Origin of the sequence: Sulfitobacter indolifex (assembly GCF_022788655.1) — a bacterium.
Taxonomy (GTDB): domain Bacteria; phylum Pseudomonadota; class Alphaproteobacteria; order Rhodobacterales; family Rhodobacteraceae; genus Sulfitobacter; species Sulfitobacter indolifex.
Map to the genome: position 1 here is coordinate 1,654,895 of NZ_CP084951.1, position 19,066 is coordinate 1,673,960.

20 protein-coding genes are annotated in these 19,066 nt (G+C 60.9%); 12 read left to right on the forward strand and 8 right to left on the reverse strand.

Annotation, left to right across the window (positions count from 1 at the left end; genetic code table 11):
* Positions 1 to 3: 3 nt before the first annotated feature.
* Both DSM14862_RS08070 and DSM14862_RS08075 read right to left on the reverse strand, forming a co-directional pair.
* Positions 4 to 891 carry a DMT family transporter gene (locus tag DSM14862_RS08070; RefSeq protein WP_007119758.1) on the reverse strand — a complete coding sequence of 296 codons (888 nt, stop codon included), beginning with the start codon at positions 889 to 891 and terminating at the stop codon, positions 4 to 6.
* 92 nt (positions 892 to 983) lie between these two features.
* On the reverse strand, positions 984 to 2,300 hold the full coding sequence (locus tag DSM14862_RS08075; protein ID WP_007119759.1) for a DEAD/DEAH box helicase: 1,317 nt from the start codon (positions 2,298 to 2,300) through the stop codon (positions 984 to 986).
* Positions 2,301 to 2,646: 346 nt separating this feature from the next.
* On the opposite strand from DSM14862_RS08075, the gene DSM14862_RS08080 reads away from it, so the two are divergent.
* Together DSM14862_RS08080 and DSM14862_RS08085 are read left to right on the forward strand one after the other, a co-directional pair.
* Positions 2,647 to 3,066 carry a Fur family transcriptional regulator gene (locus DSM14862_RS08080; RefSeq protein ID WP_007119760.1) on the forward strand — a complete coding sequence of 140 codons (420 nt, stop codon included), beginning with the start codon at positions 2,647 to 2,649 and terminating at the stop codon, positions 3,064 to 3,066.
* On the forward strand, positions 3,063 to 3,761 hold the full coding sequence (locus tag DSM14862_RS08085; protein ID WP_007119761.1) for an NYN domain-containing protein: 699 nt from the start codon (positions 3,063 to 3,065) through the stop codon (positions 3,759 to 3,761). The genes DSM14862_RS08080 and DSM14862_RS08085 overlap by 4 nt, the downstream gene beginning before the upstream one ends.
* 10 nt (positions 3,762 to 3,771) lie before the next feature.
* Here DSM14862_RS08085 and DSM14862_RS08090 read toward each other — a convergent pair whose 3' ends face one another.
* Entirely contained in the window at positions 3,772 to 4,833 is a 1,062-nt protein-coding gene (locus DSM14862_RS08090) for an AbrB family transcriptional regulator (RefSeq protein ID WP_007119762.1), read from the reverse strand.
* 129 nt (positions 4,834 to 4,962) lie between these two features.
* Between DSM14862_RS08090 and DSM14862_RS08095 the strand changes: the two genes are divergently transcribed.
* Genes DSM14862_RS08095 through DSM14862_RS08105 form a run of 3 tightly spaced genes read left to right on the forward strand, consistent with a single transcriptional unit; the run spans position 4,963 to position 7,712 of the window.
* Positions 4,963 to 5,865 carry a DMT family transporter gene (locus DSM14862_RS08095; RefSeq protein ID WP_007119763.1) on the forward strand — a complete coding sequence of 301 codons (903 nt, stop codon included), beginning with the start codon at positions 4,963 to 4,965 and terminating at the stop codon, positions 5,863 to 5,865.
* Between the two features lie 33 nt (positions 5,866 to 5,898).
* A complete protein-coding gene (gene eno / locus DSM14862_RS08100) occupies positions 5,899 to 7,176 on the forward strand; it encodes a phosphopyruvate hydratase (protein WP_007119764.1) in 1,278 nt (425 codons plus the stop codon).
* Entirely contained in the window at positions 7,176 to 7,712 is a 537-nt protein-coding gene (locus tag DSM14862_RS08105; protein ID WP_007119765.1) for a GNAT family N-acetyltransferase, read from the forward strand. The genes eno and DSM14862_RS08105 overlap by 1 nt, the downstream gene beginning before the upstream one ends.
* A 53-nt stretch (positions 7,713 to 7,765) precedes the next feature.
* On the opposite strand, the gene DSM14862_RS08110 is transcribed toward DSM14862_RS08105, so the two are convergent.
* Both DSM14862_RS08110 and DSM14862_RS08115 read right to left on the reverse strand, forming a co-directional pair.
* Complete coding sequence (locus DSM14862_RS08110) at positions 7,766 to 8,578, reverse strand: hypothetical protein (protein ID WP_165481280.1); 813 nt, start codon at positions 8,576 to 8,578, stop codon at positions 7,766 to 7,768.
* Between the two features lie 260 nt (positions 8,579 to 8,838).
* Positions 8,839 to 9,966 (reverse strand): anhydro-N-acetylmuramic acid kinase, encoded by a 1,128-nt coding sequence (locus tag DSM14862_RS08115; RefSeq protein WP_007119768.1) that lies wholly within the window; start codon positions 9,964 to 9,966, stop codon positions 8,839 to 8,841.
* Between the two features lie 66 nt (positions 9,967 to 10,032).
* On the opposite strand from DSM14862_RS08115, the gene tyrS reads away from it, so the two are divergent.
* The 3 genes from tyrS (at position 10,033) to DSM14862_RS08130 (ending at position 12,777) form a co-directional block, all read left to right on the forward strand.
* Entirely contained in the window at positions 10,033 to 11,283 is a 1,251-nt protein-coding gene (gene tyrS / locus DSM14862_RS08120) for a tyrosine--tRNA ligase (protein ID WP_007119769.1), read from the forward strand.
* A gap of 127 nt (positions 11,284 to 11,410) precedes the next feature.
* Positions 11,411 to 12,166 carry a 3-hydroxyacyl-CoA dehydrogenase gene (locus DSM14862_RS08125; RefSeq protein ID WP_007119770.1) on the forward strand — a complete coding sequence of 252 codons (756 nt, stop codon included), beginning with the start codon at positions 11,411 to 11,413 and terminating at the stop codon, positions 12,164 to 12,166.
* Positions 12,166 to 12,777 carry a hypothetical protein gene (locus DSM14862_RS08130; RefSeq protein WP_007119771.1) on the forward strand — a complete coding sequence of 204 codons (612 nt, stop codon included), beginning with the start codon at positions 12,166 to 12,168 and terminating at the stop codon, positions 12,775 to 12,777. Before DSM14862_RS08125 ends, DSM14862_RS08130 begins: the two co-directional genes overlap by 1 nt.
* On the opposite strand, the gene DSM14862_RS08135 is transcribed toward DSM14862_RS08130, so the two are convergent.
* From DSM14862_RS08135 to DSM14862_RS08145, 3 genes are all read right to left on the reverse strand, one after another.
* A complete protein-coding gene (locus DSM14862_RS08135) occupies positions 12,774 to 14,585 on the reverse strand; it encodes an ABC-F family ATP-binding cassette domain-containing protein (protein WP_007119772.1) in 1,812 nt (603 codons plus the stop codon). The two genes, DSM14862_RS08130 and DSM14862_RS08135, sit on opposite strands and share 4 nt — an antisense overlap.
* Before the next feature lie 70 nt (positions 14,586 to 14,655).
* Complete coding sequence (locus tag DSM14862_RS08140) at positions 14,656 to 15,378, reverse strand: GNAT family N-acetyltransferase (RefSeq protein ID WP_007119773.1); 723 nt, start codon at positions 15,376 to 15,378, stop codon at positions 14,656 to 14,658.
* A 70-nt stretch (positions 15,379 to 15,448) separates the two neighbouring features.
* Positions 15,449 to 15,913 carry an outer membrane protein assembly factor BamE gene (locus DSM14862_RS08145; protein ID WP_007119774.1) on the reverse strand — a complete coding sequence of 155 codons (465 nt, stop codon included), beginning with the start codon at positions 15,911 to 15,913 and terminating at the stop codon, positions 15,449 to 15,451.
* Positions 15,914 to 16,003: 90 nt separating this feature from the next.
* Here DSM14862_RS08145 and DSM14862_RS08150 point away from each other — a divergent pair, with 90 nt between their 5' ends.
* From DSM14862_RS08150 to DSM14862_RS08165, 4 genes are all read left to right on the forward strand, one after another.
* The gene (locus tag DSM14862_RS08150) at positions 16,004 to 16,555 is read left to right on the forward strand and encodes a YceD family protein (RefSeq protein WP_007119775.1); all 552 of its coding nucleotides are present in this window, start codon (positions 16,004 to 16,006) and stop codon (positions 16,553 to 16,555) included.
* A 201-nt stretch (positions 16,556 to 16,756) separates the two neighbouring features.
* Positions 16,757 to 16,963, forward strand: a complete 207-nt coding sequence (gene rpmF / locus DSM14862_RS08155) for a 50S ribosomal protein L32 (RefSeq protein ID WP_007119776.1) — start codon at positions 16,757 to 16,759, stop codon at positions 16,961 to 16,963.
* Between the two features lie 50 nt (positions 16,964 to 17,013).
* Positions 17,014 to 18,090 (forward strand): phosphate acyltransferase PlsX, encoded by a 1,077-nt coding sequence (gene plsX / locus DSM14862_RS08160; RefSeq protein WP_007119777.1) that lies wholly within the window; start codon positions 17,014 to 17,016, stop codon positions 18,088 to 18,090.
* Positions 18,087 to 19,058: a beta-ketoacyl-ACP synthase III gene (locus DSM14862_RS08165; RefSeq protein WP_007119778.1), complete on the forward strand. Its 972-nt coding sequence runs from the start codon at positions 18,087 to 18,089 to the stop codon at positions 19,056 to 19,058. The genes plsX and DSM14862_RS08165 overlap by 4 nt, the downstream gene beginning before the upstream one ends.
* Positions 19,059 to 19,066 lie beyond the last annotated feature (8 nt).

The window sequence follows — 19,066 nt, forward strand, 5'->3', positions numbered from 1 at the left end:
AGCCTAGCGCGCTCGGGGTTTGCGGTTGATCAGGTAGATCCCTACCGCGACCAGCAGCAGGGCGAGCCAAACGGTAAGCCCGATCTCTTCTGACAGGATCAGCCAGCCCAAAAGCACCGCAAAGACGGGCGAGAGAAAGCTAAAAGACGCCACCGAGGCCGCCGGATAGACCGTCAGCAGCCAGAACCACGCCAAAAAGCCAAAGCTGGCAACGGCCACGATCTGATAGGCCAATCCTGCCAAATGCACCGGTTCAACGCCGCGCAATAAGGGGCCAAAGAGCGGCGCGAGCAGCAAAAGCACCGGCGCTGAGATAATCAGTTGCATCATCAACTGCTGCGCGGGTGGTACTTTTGAAAGGGGCGTGATCCGAACGCAAAGTGCAATCCCAGCCCAGCAAAAGGCCGCAAGCAGCGCCAGCAAATCGCCCAGCCAGTTTGCCCCATCAACCCCGCCATCGCTCAGCGCCAGTGCGACACCGCCCATGGCCAGCCCCATGCCCAACAGACGCGCCCCGCTCAGGCGCTCGCCGGGCAGCCAGAGATGCGCGGCGATACCGAGCCAGACCGGCATGGAATAAAGCAAAATCGACGCACGGCTAACCGTGGTCAGATCCAGCGCGAGAAAGAGGCAGACAAACTCAAGCGTGAAGAATGCCCCCGCTGCCAGCCCGCCCATCAGCGCAGAGCGCGGCAGCGACAGGCTCACACCCCGAAGCCGCATCCAGATCAGCAGTAAAAACACAGCGCCGAGAGACCGCAATCCGGCCAGAAAGACAGGATTGAACCCGCCGGTGCTGACCTTGATGACGACTTGGTTAAACCCAAGGTTCACCGCGAAAAGCACCAATGCCACCGCGCCGAACGTATCGATATGAGATTTGCGTTCCATCCCGCCAAGAGCGCCGCCCGGTCTGGATAAGTCAATGGCGCGCCGTGGTTTTCACAGCGCGCCATTGGATCGTTTAATTGCTAAGTGTCGGCTTAGGCTGCCTGCTGGCCGCCCGGCTTGCCACCGCCACCACTGCGCCGCCGACGGCGACCGCCGCTTGGCTTGCCAGCAGCTTCGCCACCGCCACCGCCTCCGCCACCGGGACGACCACCGCCGCCACCAGGACGGCCACCGCGCCCACGGCCACGGCCTTTGGGTTTGGACGGCTCATCAATCACTTCCCAAGGACGGCCCGAGGCGACAGGGATCGAAATCCCCATAGTCTTCTGGATCGCCTTCAACTCGCCCATTTCATCCGGTGCGCAGAAAGCCACTGCAGCGCCGTCTTTGCCCGCCCGCGCGGTCCGGCCAATCCGGTGCACATAGTTGTCGGGCACGTTGGGCAGCTCGAAGTTATAGACGTGCTTCACATCCGGGATATCCAGACCACGGGCCGCCACATCAGTGGCCACAAGCACGGTAATGTCACCGCCCTTAAAGCCCGCAATCGCCCGGTCACGCTGACCTTGGCTTTTGTTGCCATGGATCGAAGCGGCGTCAAACCCGGCTTTCACCAGCGTCTTCATCAGCTTTTCCGAGCCATGTTTGGTGCGCCCAAAGACCAGCGCCCGCTCGCCCTTGTGCTTAGCCAGCAGTTCCTTCAGCAGCTCTGTCTTCTCGGCCTTGGCGATGAAGTGCACCTCTTGGGTCACCTTGTCCGCCGCCTTGCCCGGAGGCGAGACTTCGATGCGGATCGGGCTGTTGAGATAGCTGTTGGCGATCTCATTCATCAGCTTGGGCATGGTCGCCGAAAACAGCATCGTCTGACGCTCTTTCGGGATCAGGTTCGAGATTTTGCGCAGGTCATGGATAAAGCCCATGTCGAGCATCTGGTCGGCCTCATCGAGCACGAGGAAGGTCGTCGTGTCGAGTTTGACCGCACGGCGATCCAGAAGGTCGAGCAGACGGCCCGGTGTGGCGATCAATAGATCGACACCGCGTTCCAGACGCTTGATCTGCGTGTTGATCGACTGGCCGCCGACGACCATCGCCACTTTAATCTGCGTGCCTTCAGCATAGCCGCGCAGGTTCACGGCGATCTGCTGCGCCAATTCGCGGGTTGGGGCAAGTACCAGACCACGCACCGAACGCGGCTCGGGGCGGCCTTCAAGCTCCATCATCTGCGCCAGAAGCGGCACACCAAAAGCCGCCGTTTTACCGGTGCCGGTCTGGGCAAGGCCCATCACGTCACGGCCATTCATGGCTTGGGGGATCGCTTGGCGTTGGATCGGGGTTGGATCTTTCAGACCCATTTCATTCAACCGGGCAACCAGTTTCTTTGGCAGGCCCATCATGTCAAAATCGCTCATTCGTTCACTTTCCGGCACGCAAGGCGCGCGCCATCCTTAGTCGCCGCGCCCATCTCAGGCGCCACGGGGTCGCGCAAGCCAGATCGCGGGCGTTGGCCACATGCCACACACCCGTCTGTTGCGCTTGGCCCCACGCGTGATTTTGGGAACATCGGCGGGCCTTGTCGTCAGCATCCAGTGGCCCCTTGTGGGACTTGGCGCTGATACTGCTCACGCGGCAGAAGGCTTCGCTTGACCCCCACATGGGCTGTCCGCAAGCAAAAGTCAACCGTCGCGGTTCAATTGCGGTGGCGTCCGGTCGCGCTAGAATGCTAGGAACGGGGTCCGACGGACGAAGGGCGAAACGATGCGCAACCCGATCATCAAACGGTGCGAGGCCATGGGCCTGCGCATGACAGGTCAACGCCGGGTCATCGCACAGGTGATTCACGACAGCGACGACCACCCAGATGCCGAAGAACTGCTGGCCCGTGCCACTGTGATCGACAGCGGCATCTCGATCGCCACGGTCTACCGCACGGTCAAGCTGTTCGAAGAGGCAGGCATCCTCGACAAATTGGAATTTGGCGATGGCCGTGCGCGCTATGAGGATGCGCAGCGCGAACATCACGACCATCTGATTGACGTGAACTCTGGCGAGGTGATCGAATTCGTCGATGCAGAAATCGAAGAGCTTCAGGAACGTATCGCGCGCAAGCTGGGTTACAGATTGCAAGGCCACCGGATGGAACTTTATGGTGTGCCGATCAAAAAGGAGGACCCATGACCGAACGTGACCGCCCCCTGCTGGCCGTGTTGATCGACGCTGACAATGTCCCGGCCAAACATGCCGGCGCCATCATGCGGGAGGTCACAACGATTGGCGAGCCTGCCCTGCGCCGCGTCTATGGCGATTGGTCGAACGACCACCTTAAGGGCTGGAAAGCCCCGATCCGCGAACTGGGTTTGGTCGCCCATCAGGAAACCGCGAACACCAAGGGCAAGAACGCCAGCGACATCGGTCTGGTCATTCAGGCGATGGACATCCTGCACAGCCGTCGGTTCGATATCATCGTGATCGTCTCGTCCGACAGTGACTTCACTGCGCTGGTGAACCGCCTGCGCGAAGATGGGGTGACCGTCATCGGCATCGGCGAAAAGAAGACCCACGATTCGCTGCGCAACGTCTACAACCGCTTCATCTTGATCGAAAACCTCGATGGAGCTGAGCCGGACACAACGTCACGCGCCAGCGCCAAGGTGGCCGACGCCCTGCCCCTGTTCAAAGCGGCGATGGACAAGATCGACACCGAGGATGATTGGTACAACCTCGGCCAGATCGGTCAGACGATTCAGGCCGCGCATCCGGATTTTGACAGCCGGACATACGGCCATGGCAAGCTGAGCGCCTTGGCAGCGGATCTGAAAGCATTGGAGACGCGCAAGACCGGCAACCGGTTGATGGTGCGGTTGAAACCTTAAAGCCTGCGTATCACTCGGCGGGGCGCTTCTCACGTCGGGACACGCGGGCGAGCATGGCAGGTAAAAGAACGCTCAGCACGACCAGTCGCATGATGTGGCATGCGGCAACAAACCCCGGCACTACAGCCAAGACCGCGCCGAGCGCGATCATCGTCTCAAGGCCTCCAGGCGCGAAAGCCACCAGCACATGGCCCAGCGGCATGCCGAGCGCCCAAGCCACCGGCACCGCACCCAACCCCGCGAGCCCGACCGCGACGCCGGTAATTGCCAGGCCCGCACCAAGTCCGCTGACAAACCGCGCGGGCGTGATACCCGAAAACCGCGTGCCGATCAGACTGCCCAAGACCAGGTAGGCGATGAGGGTCAGCCAGCCGGGCAAGACCCCGGTCTCCAACTTGGTAAGATGCGCGATGGCAGAGACAACCATCGCCCCCATCAGAAGCGGTGCAGGCACTGAAAGCCGGGCAAAAATTAGCCCCACAACCACGGCCGCAAAGATCATCACAACGATTGAGGTCACCCCCATCCCCGCACCTACTGGGGCGATATTGCCGGTCATATCAACGCCCATGAGCAGGGCGGCAAAAGGTACAACGATGGTGAGCGCCAGCAGCCGTACGGATTGCGTGATCGAAATCCGCGCCACGTCAGAGCCGCCGTCGCTGGCAATTGCCATCACAAAACTCAGATGCCCCGGGGCCGAGGCCAAAAGCGCTGAACGCGCGTCAAAGCCGAAATACCGCGCCAGCATCCAGCGACAGGCGGCCATAATCCCCCAGATCACCAAGGTCATAAAGACGAAGGCCAGCGGCCAGCGCACCATGGCGTTGACCGCATCTTGGTTAAAGCCTGCACCTACGGCGATGCCCAAGACCACAAAACAGGCGTCCCGCAGGCGCGGATCGACCGCCGTGCGGACACCGACGAGCCCTAGACCACTCACCGCGATCACCGGCCCCAGCAGCATATAGACGGGCGCATCAAGCCACCAAAACAACACCGCGCCGAGCGTGCCAGCCCCGAGGGTCAGCACGGTGTCACGCGGGGCAAAGGAAAGGGAGGGCCATCTCATGCCATAGGGCTAGCACCCCGCTGCAACCTGCGCCAGAGCCACACGCATGACGCGTATCGCGCGCCCTTGCCCTTTCTTCGCAAAAGGTTCATGGGCGGCTGGCAATACTACGGGCGAAGGGGCGTTATCATGGACAATCTGCGCGGTGCGATGCTGATGGTGCTGGCTATGGCCGGTTTCGCCATCGAAGACATGTTCGTCAAACTGACGAGCGATGCGCTCCCCGTGGGGCAGATCATCGCGCTTTTAGGCGCGGGCGGCGGGGCAATCTTTGCCGTTATCTTGCGCATTCAGGGGCGGCGTTTGTTCTCTGCAGATATGCTCTCCGGACCGATCTTGCTGCGCGCCGTGGGCGAGGTGCTGGGCACGCTCTGTTTCGTGACCGCCATCGTGCTGACCCCGCTCTCCTCGGCTTCTGCGATCCTGCAGGCCACACCGCTTGCCGTGACCTTAGGCGCTGCGCTGTTTCTGGGCGAGCCTGTCGGCTGGCGCCGTTGGAGCGCGATTGTCGTTGGTTTCCTTGGTGTTCTGCTCATCGTGCGCCCCGGGTTGGAAGGGTTCAACGCCCTGTCGCTCTTTGCCGTTGCCAGTGTCATCGGCCTAGCCTTGCGTGACCTTGCCACGCGCCAGGTGCCCCGCAGCATCAGTTCCATGCAGCTCAGCTTTCTGGCCTTCATCGTTCTGGTACCGGCGGGCCTGATCCTGATGCTTGCCGCCGGCACCCCCGCCGCTATGCCGGGCGGGGCCGAGGTGGTCTATCTTGGTGCGGCGATGGTGATCGGTGTGCTGGCCTATTACGCCATCGTGGCCGCGATGCGCGTGGGCGAAGTCAGCTTTGTCACACCGTTTCGCTACATGCGGATGCTCTTCGCGCTGGTCGTGGGGATCATGGTCTTTGACGAATCCCCCGACACGCTGACGCTGGTGGGCGCCGCGATCATCATCGCCTCGGGGGTCTATACCCTCTGGCGCGAACGCAAAATCACCCCCCGGCCCCGCCGCGGTCTTTCCAAGCCGGGTCTGCCGGGGTAAACCGCCCCAAACCCGAACATGAGGACAAAGCCCATGAGCACGATCATCGACATCCACGCCCGCGAAATCCTCGACAGCCGGGGCAACCCGACGGTCGAAGTCGACGTTATCCTCGAAGACGGCACAATGGGCCGCGCAGCGGTTCCTTCCGGTGCCTCCACAGGCGCCTATGAAGCGAACGAGCGCCGCGATGGCGACAAGTCTCGCTACATGGGCAAAGGTGTGTTGGAAGCCTGTGCCGCCGTGAACGGTGAAATCGCCGAGGCACTGGTGGGGATCGACGCGACCGAGCAGGTCGAAATTGACGAGATGATGATCGAACTCGACGGGACCGAGAACAAATCCCGCCTTGGCGCAAACGCGATCTTGGGCGTGTCGATGGCCGCCGCCAAAGCCGCCGCGGACTACTGCACGCAGCCGCTCTACCGCTACATCGGCGGCACAACCGCCCGCGTCCTGCCGGTGCCGATGATGAACATCATCAACGGTGGCGAACACGCGGACAACCCGATCGACATTCAGGAATTCATGATCATGCCAGTCGCTGCGGACAATATCCGCGAGGCCGTGCGCATGGGGGCCGAAGTCTTTCACACGCTGAAGAAAGAGCTTTCCGATGCGGGTCTTTCGACCGGTATCGGCGATGAAGGTGGGTTCGCCCCCAACATCAGCTCTTCCCGCGATGCGCTTGATTTCATTCTGAAATCCATCGAGAAAGCAGGCTATAAGCCCGGCGAAGACATGTACCTCGCCCTCGATTGTGCGGCGACTGAGTATTACAAAGACGGCAAATATGTCCTCTCTGGTGAGGGCAAGACCCTGTCGAGCGAAGAGAACGCCGATTATCTGGCAGCCCTCGTGAACGATTACCCGATCATCTCCATCGAAGATGGCATGGCCGAGGACGATTGGGACGGCTGGAAAGCCCTGACCGAAATTTTGGGCGACAAGGTTCAGTTGGTGGGCGACGATCTTTTCGTGACCAACCCTGCGCGTCTGTCTGACGGTATCAAGCGCGGCTGCGCCAACTCCATGCTGGTGAAGGTCAACCAGATTGGCACTCTGACCGAGACGCTGAAAGCCGTCGATATGGCGCATCGCGCGGGCTATACCAATGTGATGTCCCACCGCTCGGGCGAGACGGAGGATGCCACGATTGCCGACCTCGCCGTGGCGACAAACTGCGGTCAGATCAAGACCGGCTCGCTCGCGCGCTCTGATAGGCTGGCGAAGTACAACCAGTTGATCCGTATCGAGGAAGTGCTGGGCGAGACTGCGCAATATGCTGGCCGTTCGATCCTGCGCGGCTGATGTCTGAGATCGCCATTCGCCCTGTCACCACCGCTGCGGACCTCGCGGCGGTGGTTGATCTTTGCTGGGCCTACCGCGACTTCCTCTACAGTTTTGGCCCCACAGAGCGGCGTATCGTCGAGACGTTTTACCCTCAGGAAAAATACAGCGCGTTGATGGGCCGTTTGGCCGAGGAACACGCCCGCCCACGCGGGATCATCCTGCTGGCCGAGCGCGATGGCGAACCTTTGGGCTGCGGTATGTCGCACGCGCTGAGCGATACAGAGAGCGAGATCAAGCGTGTCTTTGTTCCCGACGCGGCACGCGGCACCGGGGCGGGTCGTGCGATCTGTAAAAGGTTGATTGATCAGGCGCGGGAAGATGGGTTCGAAAAAGTCTATCTCGACACCTCCATCGCCTTCGCGCCCGCCCGCGCGCTCTATCGCTCACTTGGGTTTATCGAACGCGGACCCTATCAGCCGATGCCCGATTTCGCGCGCGAAGCGATCTGTTTTTATGAATTGCCGCTGACCCGCGCATCTCTTGACGCAGGCTGAACACAAGTAAAGGGGCGGCATGCACGCCGCCCCTCAATCCCTTTTGCCTGAGCTTAGCCCGAAAAGAGCTCAAGAAGCTGACGTTTGGAATAGCCCAGCAGCAACGCACCCTTGTCAGTAAGCCTTGGGAGCACCCGCATCTGCACGGTTTGCATTTTAGTGGGAAGCGCCGCGTTGAGCCGCACCACCGCATCGACCTTGCCTGCCGGTCCGGGCGTGACCCTTTCGACCATGCCAATAAGCGAGCGGTCCTTGCTCCAAACGGGCGCGCCCACAATGGCAGCAAGGTTCACACTGCTTCTCTTGGCTGCATCGTTGCCTCCGCCGAGGCTCACTCCGGCCGATACACCAGCCGTCGTCCCGTTCGTTCCGCCAGCCGCGGTTCCGCCGTTGCCACCGCTGTTAGAGGACCCGCCCGAGCCGCCGCTGCCACTACCGCCAGAGGAACCGCCGCTGCCGCTACCGCCAGAGGAGCCGCCATTGCCGCTACCGCCTGAGGAGCCGCCGGTACCACTGCCCGAGCCGGAGCCCCCGACCCCAACGCCCACGCCGACACCGCCGCCAGAGCCACCACTTCCGGTGGAACCACCGCTTCCGCCGGAATCACCGCTTCCGCCGGAACCACTCGATCCGCCGGAACTACCATGGCCTCCACCGACGCTTACATCGGCACCCACGCCTACTCCGCCATGGCCGCCGACACTGGCCCCAACCCCGGCGTCAATGCCGCCGCGGTCCCCGTGGCCACCAACGCTGGCACCGACGCCAACGCCGATTTCTGCCTGGGCCGTCGGGACGATCAAAATTGCCGCCGCGGTCGCGGCTAACATAGTCCTAAAAGTAGTAGTATGGTTACTAATGGTCATCTTTAGTCTCCTTCAAAATGAGCCGTCGCCTTGCAGTATGATTTGACCGCCGCGGCATTGGCTGTTGCCCCACACCAAAAACACGCATGAGGCCGCCAAATTGTTTCATAAAATTTCAAAAAGAGTATATTTTGCGCAACTTTGTTAAAAATATGCCGAGTTTGCCAAAGTTTCCGCACAGGCTTTGCGACGTGTCGTCCCAAGACCACGGCTTCGGCAAATTCTCGACATCGTTTTAAAATGAGTAGCTTGGCTTTGCCCTAGGTGTGGCTGACGGTGCCACCGCCTACGGCTGCGCGCACGCCGGTCGTGCCGGGGCAGGACGTCGGCAATTTGCGCGCCACGCGGACGGCGAGATAGGCAAAGGCCTGCGCCTCTAGCATGTCGCCATCAAGACCGATCTCTTCGACTGCCGCCACTGGGCAATCAAGACTGACATCCAACATGCGCATCAGAACCGGGTTATGCCGCCCGCCCCCGGTGACATAGACCCGCTCGGGCGGGGCCGGGCAATGCTGCATCGCCTCGGCGACGCCTGCGGCGCACATGGCGGTGAGGGTGGCACAGGCATCGGCGTCAGAGAGTTCGCCGACCAGCGCCACCATCTCAGCGAAATCATTCCGGTCGAGCGATTTGGGCGGCATGCGTGCGAAGTAAGGCTCAGCGAGGAACAGTTCTAACGCGCCATGCTCCACCCTGCCCCGTGCCGCCAGCTTGCCGCCTTCGTCGAAGTCTTGGCCAAGCCGGGCCTGCATCAAATCATTGATTGGGGCATTTGCAGGACCGGTATCAAAGGCCAAGAGCGCGCCCTCTTGCTCGGGCCGCGCAATACGCGGGTCAACCCATGTCAGGTTGCCGACGCCGCCGAGGTTCAGGAAGGCCACCGGTGCGGTCTTTCCTGCATAGCGCGCACAGGCATGGTGAAAGAACGGTGCCAAGGGCGCGCCTTCGCCACCCAATTCCACATCGGCGCTGCGGAAATCCCAGACCACGGGCAGGCCAATCTCGCGCGCCAGCAAAGCGCCGTCGCCGACTTGCAAAGTTCCTTGCATCCGCGGCGCATGGGCAAGGGTTTGGCCGTGAAAGCCAACAAGCTCGACGGGTGTGTCGTCATTCAGAAGGTCGCGCAACAGCGTCAGATGCGCAGTCTCTACCGCTTGCGCTGCGGCCTCAACCTCCGCTCCGTGCCATTTGCCGAATCCGGCGGCGATGATCCGGCGATCCTCGGCCGAATAGCTGCGGTAGGCGCTTTTGCCAAAGCTGGTGATGTCATGCCCGTCGGTGCGCAAGATAGCCGCGTCCACCCCATCTAACGAGGTGCCCGACATCATTCCCAACGCTGTCACCACACCGGTTCCGACATGTTGCCTGTGCAGGACCCTATTCATGGCCTTTTCCTTTGCCGCTCGTGCGCATATAGATTGCCGCGCAACACAGTTTTGAGGCAAGTCACCATGACATACCATCCCAAATCGGAGTTCATCCACACGATGATGCAGCGCGGCTTTCTGGCCGATTGCACCGATTATCAAGGGTTGGACGAAGCCCTCATGAAAGGCGCGGCGCCGGCCTATGTAGGCTATGACGCCACGGCCAAATCCCTGCACGTGGGCCATCTGGTCAATATCATGATGCTGCGCTGGCTCCAGAAATTCGGTGGCAAGCCGATCACCCTGATGGGGGGCGGCACGACCAAAGTAGGCGACCCGTCGTTCCGCTCGGACGAACGCCCCTTGCTGACGCCCGAGGCGATTGACGACAACATCGAAGGCATCCGGCAGGTCTTTGCCCGCTACCTTGATTACGGTGACAGGCCGAGCGATGCTCTGATGCTCAACAACGCTGAATGGCTAGATAACCTAAATTACCTCGATTTCCTGCGTGACATTGGGCGGCATTTCTCGATCAACCGAATGCTGAGCTTCGAGAGTGTGAAATCGCGTCTAGACCGAGAGCAGTCGCTGTCTTTCCTTGAGTTCAACTACATGATTCTGCAGGCCTATGACTTCATGGAACTGCACCGCCGCTATGGCTGCGTCCTTCAGATGGGCGGCTCGGATCAGTGGGGGAACATCGTCAACGGGATCGACCTGACGCGCCGCGTGATTGACGGGGAGGTTTACGGCCTCACCTCGCCGCTCTTGACCACCAGCGACGGCAAGAAGATGGGCAAGTCGGCGGGCGGTGCTGTTTGGTTGAATGGCGACATGCTGAGCCCGTATGAGTTCTGGCAGTTCTGGCGCAATTGCACCGATGCCGATGTGGGCCGTTTCCTCAAGCTCTACACCGAGCTGCCGGTCGACGAATGCGACCGTCTGGGCGCGCTCGCCGGGTCTGAGATCAACGAAGCAAAAGTACGTCTGGCAAATGAAGTCACCGGGCTGCTGCATGGCGAAGAAGCTGCGCGCAATGCCGAAGCCACGGCGCGCGAAGTCTTTGAGAAAGGCGGCGTGGGCGATGACCTGCCCACCCTGACCCTCTCGGCGGCGGATGTGGGCGATGGGGTTTCTATCGTTCAATTGCTGGTGAAATCTGGCCTTGCTGGCTCCGGCAAAGAGGCCAAGCGCCTGATTGCCGAAAATGGCGCGCGGATTGATGATCAGCCGCTGACGGATGCGGGCATGATGCTTGATGCGGGCGCGCTGTCGTCTCCGATCAAGCTGAGCGCTGGCAAGAAGCGCCATGCGCTGGTGCAGATCGGCTAAAGGTTAACGGGGGCCGCCTTACGGCCCCCAGCCCCCTCCTTCTCAACACCTGTCCCAGCAAGCATGGCTTGCATGGGGCGAGACTTCGTGTTGAACTGAACAAGCGTTCATATCGGGGGGATCCACCATGAAACTAGACAGCACAGCCGCCATCATCACCGGGGGCGCCTCGGGGCTCGGTGAAGCCACGGCGCGGTATTTTGCGTCGCAAGGCGCGCAGGTCACCTTGCTGGATCGTGACGCGGCCCGAGGCGAATCCGTCGCGAAAGAGATCGGCGGCCATTTCGTTCTGACCGACGTGACGGATGAAAGCTCCGTTCAGGCGGCGGTGGATTATGCCCAAGACAAGATGGGCTGGATCACGGCAGCGGTGAACTGCGCCGGGATCGCCCTTGGGATCAAGACCACGGGCCGCGATGGGCCGCACCCATTAGACGCGTTCCAACGCACTATAGACATCAATCTTGTCGGTAGTTTCAACGTGGCGCGGCTTGCGGCTGTGGCTATGGCCAAGAACAACCCCGAAGACGATGGCGCGCGCGGGGTCATCATTAACACCGCTTCCATCGCCGCTTTCGATGGGCAAAAGGGCCAAGCCGCCTATGCCGCTTCCAAAGGCGGGATTGTGGGCATGACCCTGCCCATGGCGCGCGATCTGGCGAAGGACGGCATTCGTGTGATGACGATCGCGCCGGGCATTTTTAAAACGCCGATGTTGGCGGGCCTTCCCGAAGAGGTTCAGGCCGACCTTGCCAAGGATGTGCCCAACCCTGCCCGCCTCGGCGATCCGTCGGAGTACGGTCGGCTGGCCGGGTTCATCGTTGAGATGGGATATCTTAACGGGGAAGTAATCCGCCTCGACGGGGCGCTCAGAATGCGCTGATGCCGCTGCAGAACCGCGTCCAGCCTACTGGCGAGATCAACGCCCATCCCGCACGGGGTGGGTTTATGGGCAACCGCGGTATCCTGCACGATGAAGACGGTCTGCACCCCAAAAGACGCTGGGCTCATCAGAACTGGGTTTGCTGTGTGCTGAGTTTCAAAGGGCGTCGGCGACAGCTGATGGCCCCGCGCCGCTATACCGAGCTGTTCTTTCTGGATGAAGCTGTGGCCTTTGCCGTTGGGCACCGACCTTGCGCGGAATGCCGGGGCGCGGAATATCGACGGTTTCGGGGGTGCTGCGATGTGCCGGGTCCGGCTGCCGCTTTAGACTGCCAGCTGCACGCCGAGCGCGCAGTGCCGCGTATCTTTCAGCAGCGCCGCTATGCGGATGTGGAGGCGCACGACCTCCCTGACGGGAGTTTCATCTTAGATCACGCGGGCAAGAGCGGCGTGCTCTCCGGCGATGCGTTCTACCCTTACGCGCCAGAGGGGTACCAGACGGCGCAAAAGCGCCCGCAGGGACGTGTGACCTTACTCACGCCGCCTAGTGTCGTCACCGCCTTCCGCGCTGGATACCGTCCGCAAATCGCGTTGGAGGGTGCGCAGGTCTAGCCTTGCGCCTTCTCCTCAAGCGCCATCCACTCTTCCTCAGCATCTGAAAGTTTCTCATGCCGTTGGACAAGCGCGTCGCTGGCCTTTTGGAACTTCACAGGCTCACGGGTAAACAATTCGGCGTCGCCTAGCAGCTCTTCGAGCTTGGCGATCTCGGCTTCAAGTCGCTCAATCTCCCCCGGCAACGCTTCAAGCCGGTGCTTCTCGGTAAAGCTGATGCCCGAAGCAGATTGCTTTTTCTCGGCCTTAGCCTCGCCTTTGCCCGGCTTGGCCTTCACGACGCTTTCCGAGAAATCGTCCTGCCCACGCTGCGCCAGATAGTCAGTCCAGCCACCGGCATAGACCGTGGCACGCCCATCGCCTTCCATGGCGATGGTAGTGGCCGCCACACGGTCGAGGAAGTCGCGGTCGTGGCTTACCAACAGCACGGTGCCGTCGTAGGTGCCCAACAGCTCCTGCATCAAGTCCAGCGTCTCGACATCCAGATCGTTGGTCGGCTCATCGAGCACCAGTAAATTCGACGACCGCGCCATGATCTTGGCCAGCAGCAGCCGCGCCTTTTCACCACCCGAAAGCGAGCGCACTGGCGCGCGGGCCTGTGCCTCATCAAAGAGGAATTCCTTAAGGTAGCCCACCACATGTTTCGGCTGGCCGCGCACCAGCACCTGATCGGCCTTGCCCGAGACGCGCATGTCCGGATCGCCGGTCAGGCTTTCCCACAACGTCATATTGCCATCAAGCTGCGCACGCGCCTGATCGAAAAGCGCAAGTTCCAGATTGGTGCCGAGCTTGATCTCGCCCTGATCCGGATGTTCCTTGCCGATCAGCATGTTGAGCAGCGTGGTTTTGCCCACACCATTCGGCCCCACCAATGCGATTCGGTCGCCGCGTTGCACAGTGATCGAGAAATCGCGCAGGATCTGTTTGTCGCCGAACTTCTTGGCCACACCTGTCGCCTCGATCACCTTGCGGCCCGACTTGGGGCCAGCTTCCAGCGCCATGGCAGCAGTACCCTGCCGGGTGATCTGGGACGACCGTTCTGCCCGCAGTTCTTGCAGCGCGCGAACGCGCCCTTGGTTACGCTTGCGCCGGGCCGAGATGCCCTCAACCGCCCAACGGGCCTCTGACTTGATCTTGCGGTTAAGCTTGTGGCGCTGCATGTCCTCTTCTTCCCAGATCTGATCGCGCCATGCTTCGAATCCCTCAAAACCGATCTCTTGGCGGCGCACGGCGCCGCGGTCGATCCAAAGGGTGGCCCGGGTCAGTTCGCGCAGGAAGGCACGGTCGTGGCTGATGATGACAAAGGCCGTGCGGGTGCCCTTCAGTTCAGCTTCGAGCCAAGCGATGGCTTCGATATCTAGGTGGTTGGTCGGCTCGTCCAGCAGCATCAATTCCGGCTCTTCAGCCATCAGCCGCGCCAGCGCCGCGCGACGCCGTTCACCGCCAGAGGCCGTCGCCACAGGGCGCGCGGGGTCAAACTTCAGCCCCTCGCCTGCGCGCTCAACCTTATACATCTCGCCCGGATCAAGCCCATGTGCCGCGAAGTCGCCCAGCGTCTCGAAACCCGACAGATCCGGCTCCTGCTCCATATAGCCGACCGACACACCGGGCCCGGCAATAACCGCCCCGCTGTCCGGCTCTACCAGCCCGGCCATGACCTTCATCAGCGTGGATTTGCCCGAGCCATTGCGGCCAACCAAAGCCAGCCGGTCGCCGGTCTGAACCACCAGTGAAAGGTCTTCGAAAACAGGATCGCCGCCAAAGGTCAGCGAAATGTCGGTGAGTTGTAAAAGGGGTGCGCGTGCCATGCCCGCCAGCTATCTCTCGGCGCAGGTAAGGTCAATGTCCCTCGGGGTTGGGGAGGCGCTTTCGCGCGCTTTAGGCCAAGGCCCGCAACAGCCGCGCGCGGTTCGGCGGGATCGCGGCAATCTCAAGACCGGTAAAGACATGCAGCGTGGTCATCTGCCGGTCAATCACCGCGTGGTCACTCACCCAACCGCCCATGCTGAGGTAGCTGCGCAGCAGCGGCGGGATCTGCTGCCGCGCGCGGCGAGGATCGGCGGTATGCGTGTCGCGCGCGAAGGGGTGGATGTGCTGGGCCCTGACAGTAGGTCGCAACTTCGTGGGGGCTAGATGCTGGTCTTTCAGGTGCGCGAAGGCGTCGCGGTAGGCTGTGGGATCGGTTCCTGCAAAAGAGGAGCAGCCAAATAGTAGCGCCACTTTGTTGCGGTCCACCACTTGCGCCAACCGTCCCCACGCAAGGCGCTGAATGTCGGGGTCTTGCCAGTTTGGATGGACGCAAAAGCGGCCTAGCTCTAGCAATGCGCCTGCGATTGTTTCGAGGTTGGTGAGGTCGTAGAATTGCGCCGCGTAGCTTTGCCTAAGGGCCGCGCCGTAAAAGAGGCTCAGGCGAAAGCAGCAGACGAGAGCGCCGCTGGCGCGCTCTTCAACCAAAAAATGGCGGGCCTTGGCATCGAAAGCATCAATGTCAGGCTGAACATCCGTTTGAAAACACTGAGCGCGCAAGATCTGCGCACGGGTGATATCGGCGGGCGATGTGGCTTCGCGCGTCAGATATCGGCCCGGAGGCGCTTGGGTCATTTGCGAGGTCGCCTTCGGTTGCCTGCAGCACTGCCCGGACGATCAGCCGCCGTGACAAGCTGGGAATGACTTAGCTGCCGAAGGCAGTCGGGCTAAAGCGGCCAAGGTTACCCAGCAGCTGACGCAGGAACGTGTTGTCAGCGACGGGCGATGTCGTCACGCGGCGCGACAATGGCACCACCTGCCCCCGCTCTAACCCGAACCGTTCGACATTCGAAACGACCCCCGCTTCGTTAAAGCTGACGGTAACCACTTCGCGCTCAACCTCTTTGGGCGCCAAAAAGCCAAGAGCCCGTTTGCGCATCTTAACGTAATAGTAACTATCATCGCTCAAAACACCCGAAGCGGTGGGCACACCAATCTTTTGGGCGACGCTTTCCTTGGTGTCGCTGCCGACGACGACCTGTTCTAGCTGATCTTCGGGCGGCACATAACCGTGGTTTTGATACTGCGGGCTGCAGGCCGTCAGAAGCAGTGCAAGGCCCAACCCTGCGAGCCGGAGGCTTATCTTGCCGGTCTGTTTCGTGTTGCGCATTTGGTCTGCCCTCTTGCCCTGACGGATTATGGCTTTTATTTCGCATACACTAACGCACCCCAAGTGTACAAGAAACGAAAGTCTGATCTCATGTCGCGCAAATCACCTACGCCAACCGCTCTACGGGTCGCAGACCTGTCACAGACGGAGCCAAACGGCTTTGATCTGCGCCCCGAGACGGATAATTTGTCTCAGATCGCTAAGGAGCTGGAACTGTCCGCCCTTCGCAAGCTCAGCTTTGTCGGCAAGATCAAGCCACTGGGCAAGCAAGACTGGCAGCTTGACGGGAAGCTGGGTGCCACCGTGGTGCAGCCCTGCGTGGTCACGCTCGAGCCGGTGACCACACGCATTGACGTGAATATAAAACGCCGTTTCGTGCATGATTTCGAACTTCCCGATGAGGAAGAGGTTGAGATGCCCGATGACGACACCACTGAGCCTTTGGGACAGTGGATTGATCCGGCGCAGATCATGATTGAGGCGCTGGCGCTGGAAGTCCCGGAATATCCCCGCAAGGGCGAAGTTGAACTGGGTCAAATGGTCCATGCAGAGCCCGGCCAAAAGCCGATGACCGACGAAGACGCCCGACCCTTTGCGGGGCTGGGTGCATTGCGCGATGCACTAAAGAAAGACGAATCCTAAGAAAACGGGCGGAAAACTGCGGAAATACTGGGTTGCATCACGGTGCTTTCGCGTTATTTTGCCGCCCTCACCCGAATTAAGGTTGGACATTGCGCGGCTGCGGCCCTAAAGCGTCGTCACGCCCGAAACGGGGTCCGAATTGAAACACGGTTGCGGCACGCTCTATGCAGGTCAGCAACCCCGAAGGCAAAGGCACCAGACATGGCTGTCCAACAGAATAAAGTATCCAAATCGCGTCGCAACAACCGTCGCGCCCACGATTCGCTCACAGCAGCGAACCCGAACGAATGTTCGAACTGTGGTGAACTGAAGCGTCCGCACCACATCTGCGCCGCTTGCGGTCACTATGACGACGCAGAAGTTGTCGCCCTGACCGAAGAAGTAGACCTGGAAGACGACGCAGCCTAAGCTGCCGCTGTTTCCAAGGTTTTCTCTAAGGCAGTGAGGCATTCGCACTGATGACGGCCCAGCCCGATCAACATAACGCGAAAGCCGGACACACCCTGATCTCGGTCGACGCGATGGGGGGTGACGAAGGCCCGGCAGCAGTTGTTGCCGGGTGCGCGCTTTCCGCAACAGCAAATCCCGACATCGGTTTTATCCTGCATGGTCCTCGTGATCAGCTGGAGCCTTTGGTCGCCAAACGTGGCGAGCTGTCGGGCCGTTGCGAGATACGTCACGCCACGGATGTCGTCACCATGAACGACAAGCCCAGTCAGGTTGTGCGTACCGGCAAAGACAGCTCCATGTGGTCTGCCATCGAATCCGTGCGCAGCGGGGAGGCAGCTGTGGCTGTTTCCTGCGGCAATACCGGCGCGCTCATGGCGATGTCGATGATACGGCTGCGTAAATTGCCGGGCGTGAACCGCCCCGCGATTGCCGTGCTCTATCCCTCCTCCAATCCTCAGGGCTTTAACGTGATGCTCGACGTGGGCGCCGATGTGCGTGCCGATGCCGATGATCTGTTGCGTTTTGCCTTGATGGGAACCTCTTATGCTCGCAACGGCATGGATCTTGAGCGTCCCCGCGTCGGACTGCTCAACGTCGGTACCGAAGAGCATAAGGGCCGCACGGAACTCAAAGAAGCCTACGACCTGATTCGTGCGCAGGGTGATACGACCGGGTTCGAATTCGTCGGCTTCGTTGAAGGTGGCGATATTTCAGGCAACCGGGCCGATGTTATTGTGACTGACGGTTTCACCGGTAATGTCGCGATCAAGACTGGCGAAGGCACTGCCAACATGATTGGCAACAGACTGCGTGAGGCGTTTAAATATTCGCCTCTGTCGCGTCTGGCATCGCTGCTGGCCTATACGTCGCTGCGCCGTCTCAGCAAAAAGATTGACCCGCGCCGTGTGAACGGGGGCGTCTTTCTGGGCCTGAACGGCACGGTGGTAAAATCGCACGGCTCTGCCGATGCAACCGGCATCTCTGCTGCGATCAAACTCGCGGCTCAGTTGTCGCAGAATAAATTCAATGACAAGCTGGCCGCCCGCGTCGCCGCGACGCTGCCTGCTGAGGAGTCCACCAAATGAGCCTGCGCGCCGTTGTCACTGGTTGTGGCCACTACCTGCCCGCCCGTGTCGTCGAGAATGCTGAATTTGAAGCAACGCTGGACACGAATGACGAATGGATCCGCTCGCGCTCGGGCATTGAACGCCGCCATTTTGCTGCTGAAGGCGAAAACACCTCCTCCATGGCCAGCGCTGCCGCCCGCAAAGCGCTCGAAGATGCGGGCCGTGAGGCCGATGACGTGGACGCGATTATCGTCGCGACCTCTACCCCTGACCTGACATTCCCCTCTGCCGCAACGATGGTGCAGGCCGAATTGGGTATGACCAGCGGATTCGCCTTCGATGTTCAAGCGGTATGCGCGGGCTTTGTCTATGCGCTGGCCAACGCCAATGCGCTTATCGTCTCGGGGCAAGCACGCCGCGTGCTGGTCATCGGGGCCGAGACCTTTAGCCGGATCATGGACTGGACCGATCGCTCTACTTGCGTACTCTTTGGCGACGGTGCTGGCGCACTGTTGCTTGAGGCACAAGAGAGCAACGGCAGCCCCGAGGACCGCGGTATTCTTGCCACCGACCTCAATTCCGATGGGCGCTACCGTGAACTTTTGTACGTCGACGGCGGTGTTTCGACCGGCACGACGGGCTATCTGCGGATGCAGGGCAACCAAGTCTTCCGTCACGCGGTAGAAAAACTCGCCGCCACTGCTAATACCGCGATGGAGCGGGCCGGTGTCAGCGCCGAGGATGTGGATTGGATCGTACCGCATCAGGCCAACATCCGCATTATCCAAGGCACCGCCAAGAAATTGAACCTGCCGATGGAGCGCGTGGTTGTGACCGTACAGGATCACGGCAACACCTCTGCGGCCTCGATCCCGCTGGCCCTGTCTGTAGGCCGTGAGCGCGGCCAGATTAAAGAGGGTGATCTGATCGTCACCGAAGCCATCGGCGGTGGTCTGGCTTGGGGTTCTGTTGTCCTGCGCTGGTAAGTCCCTGA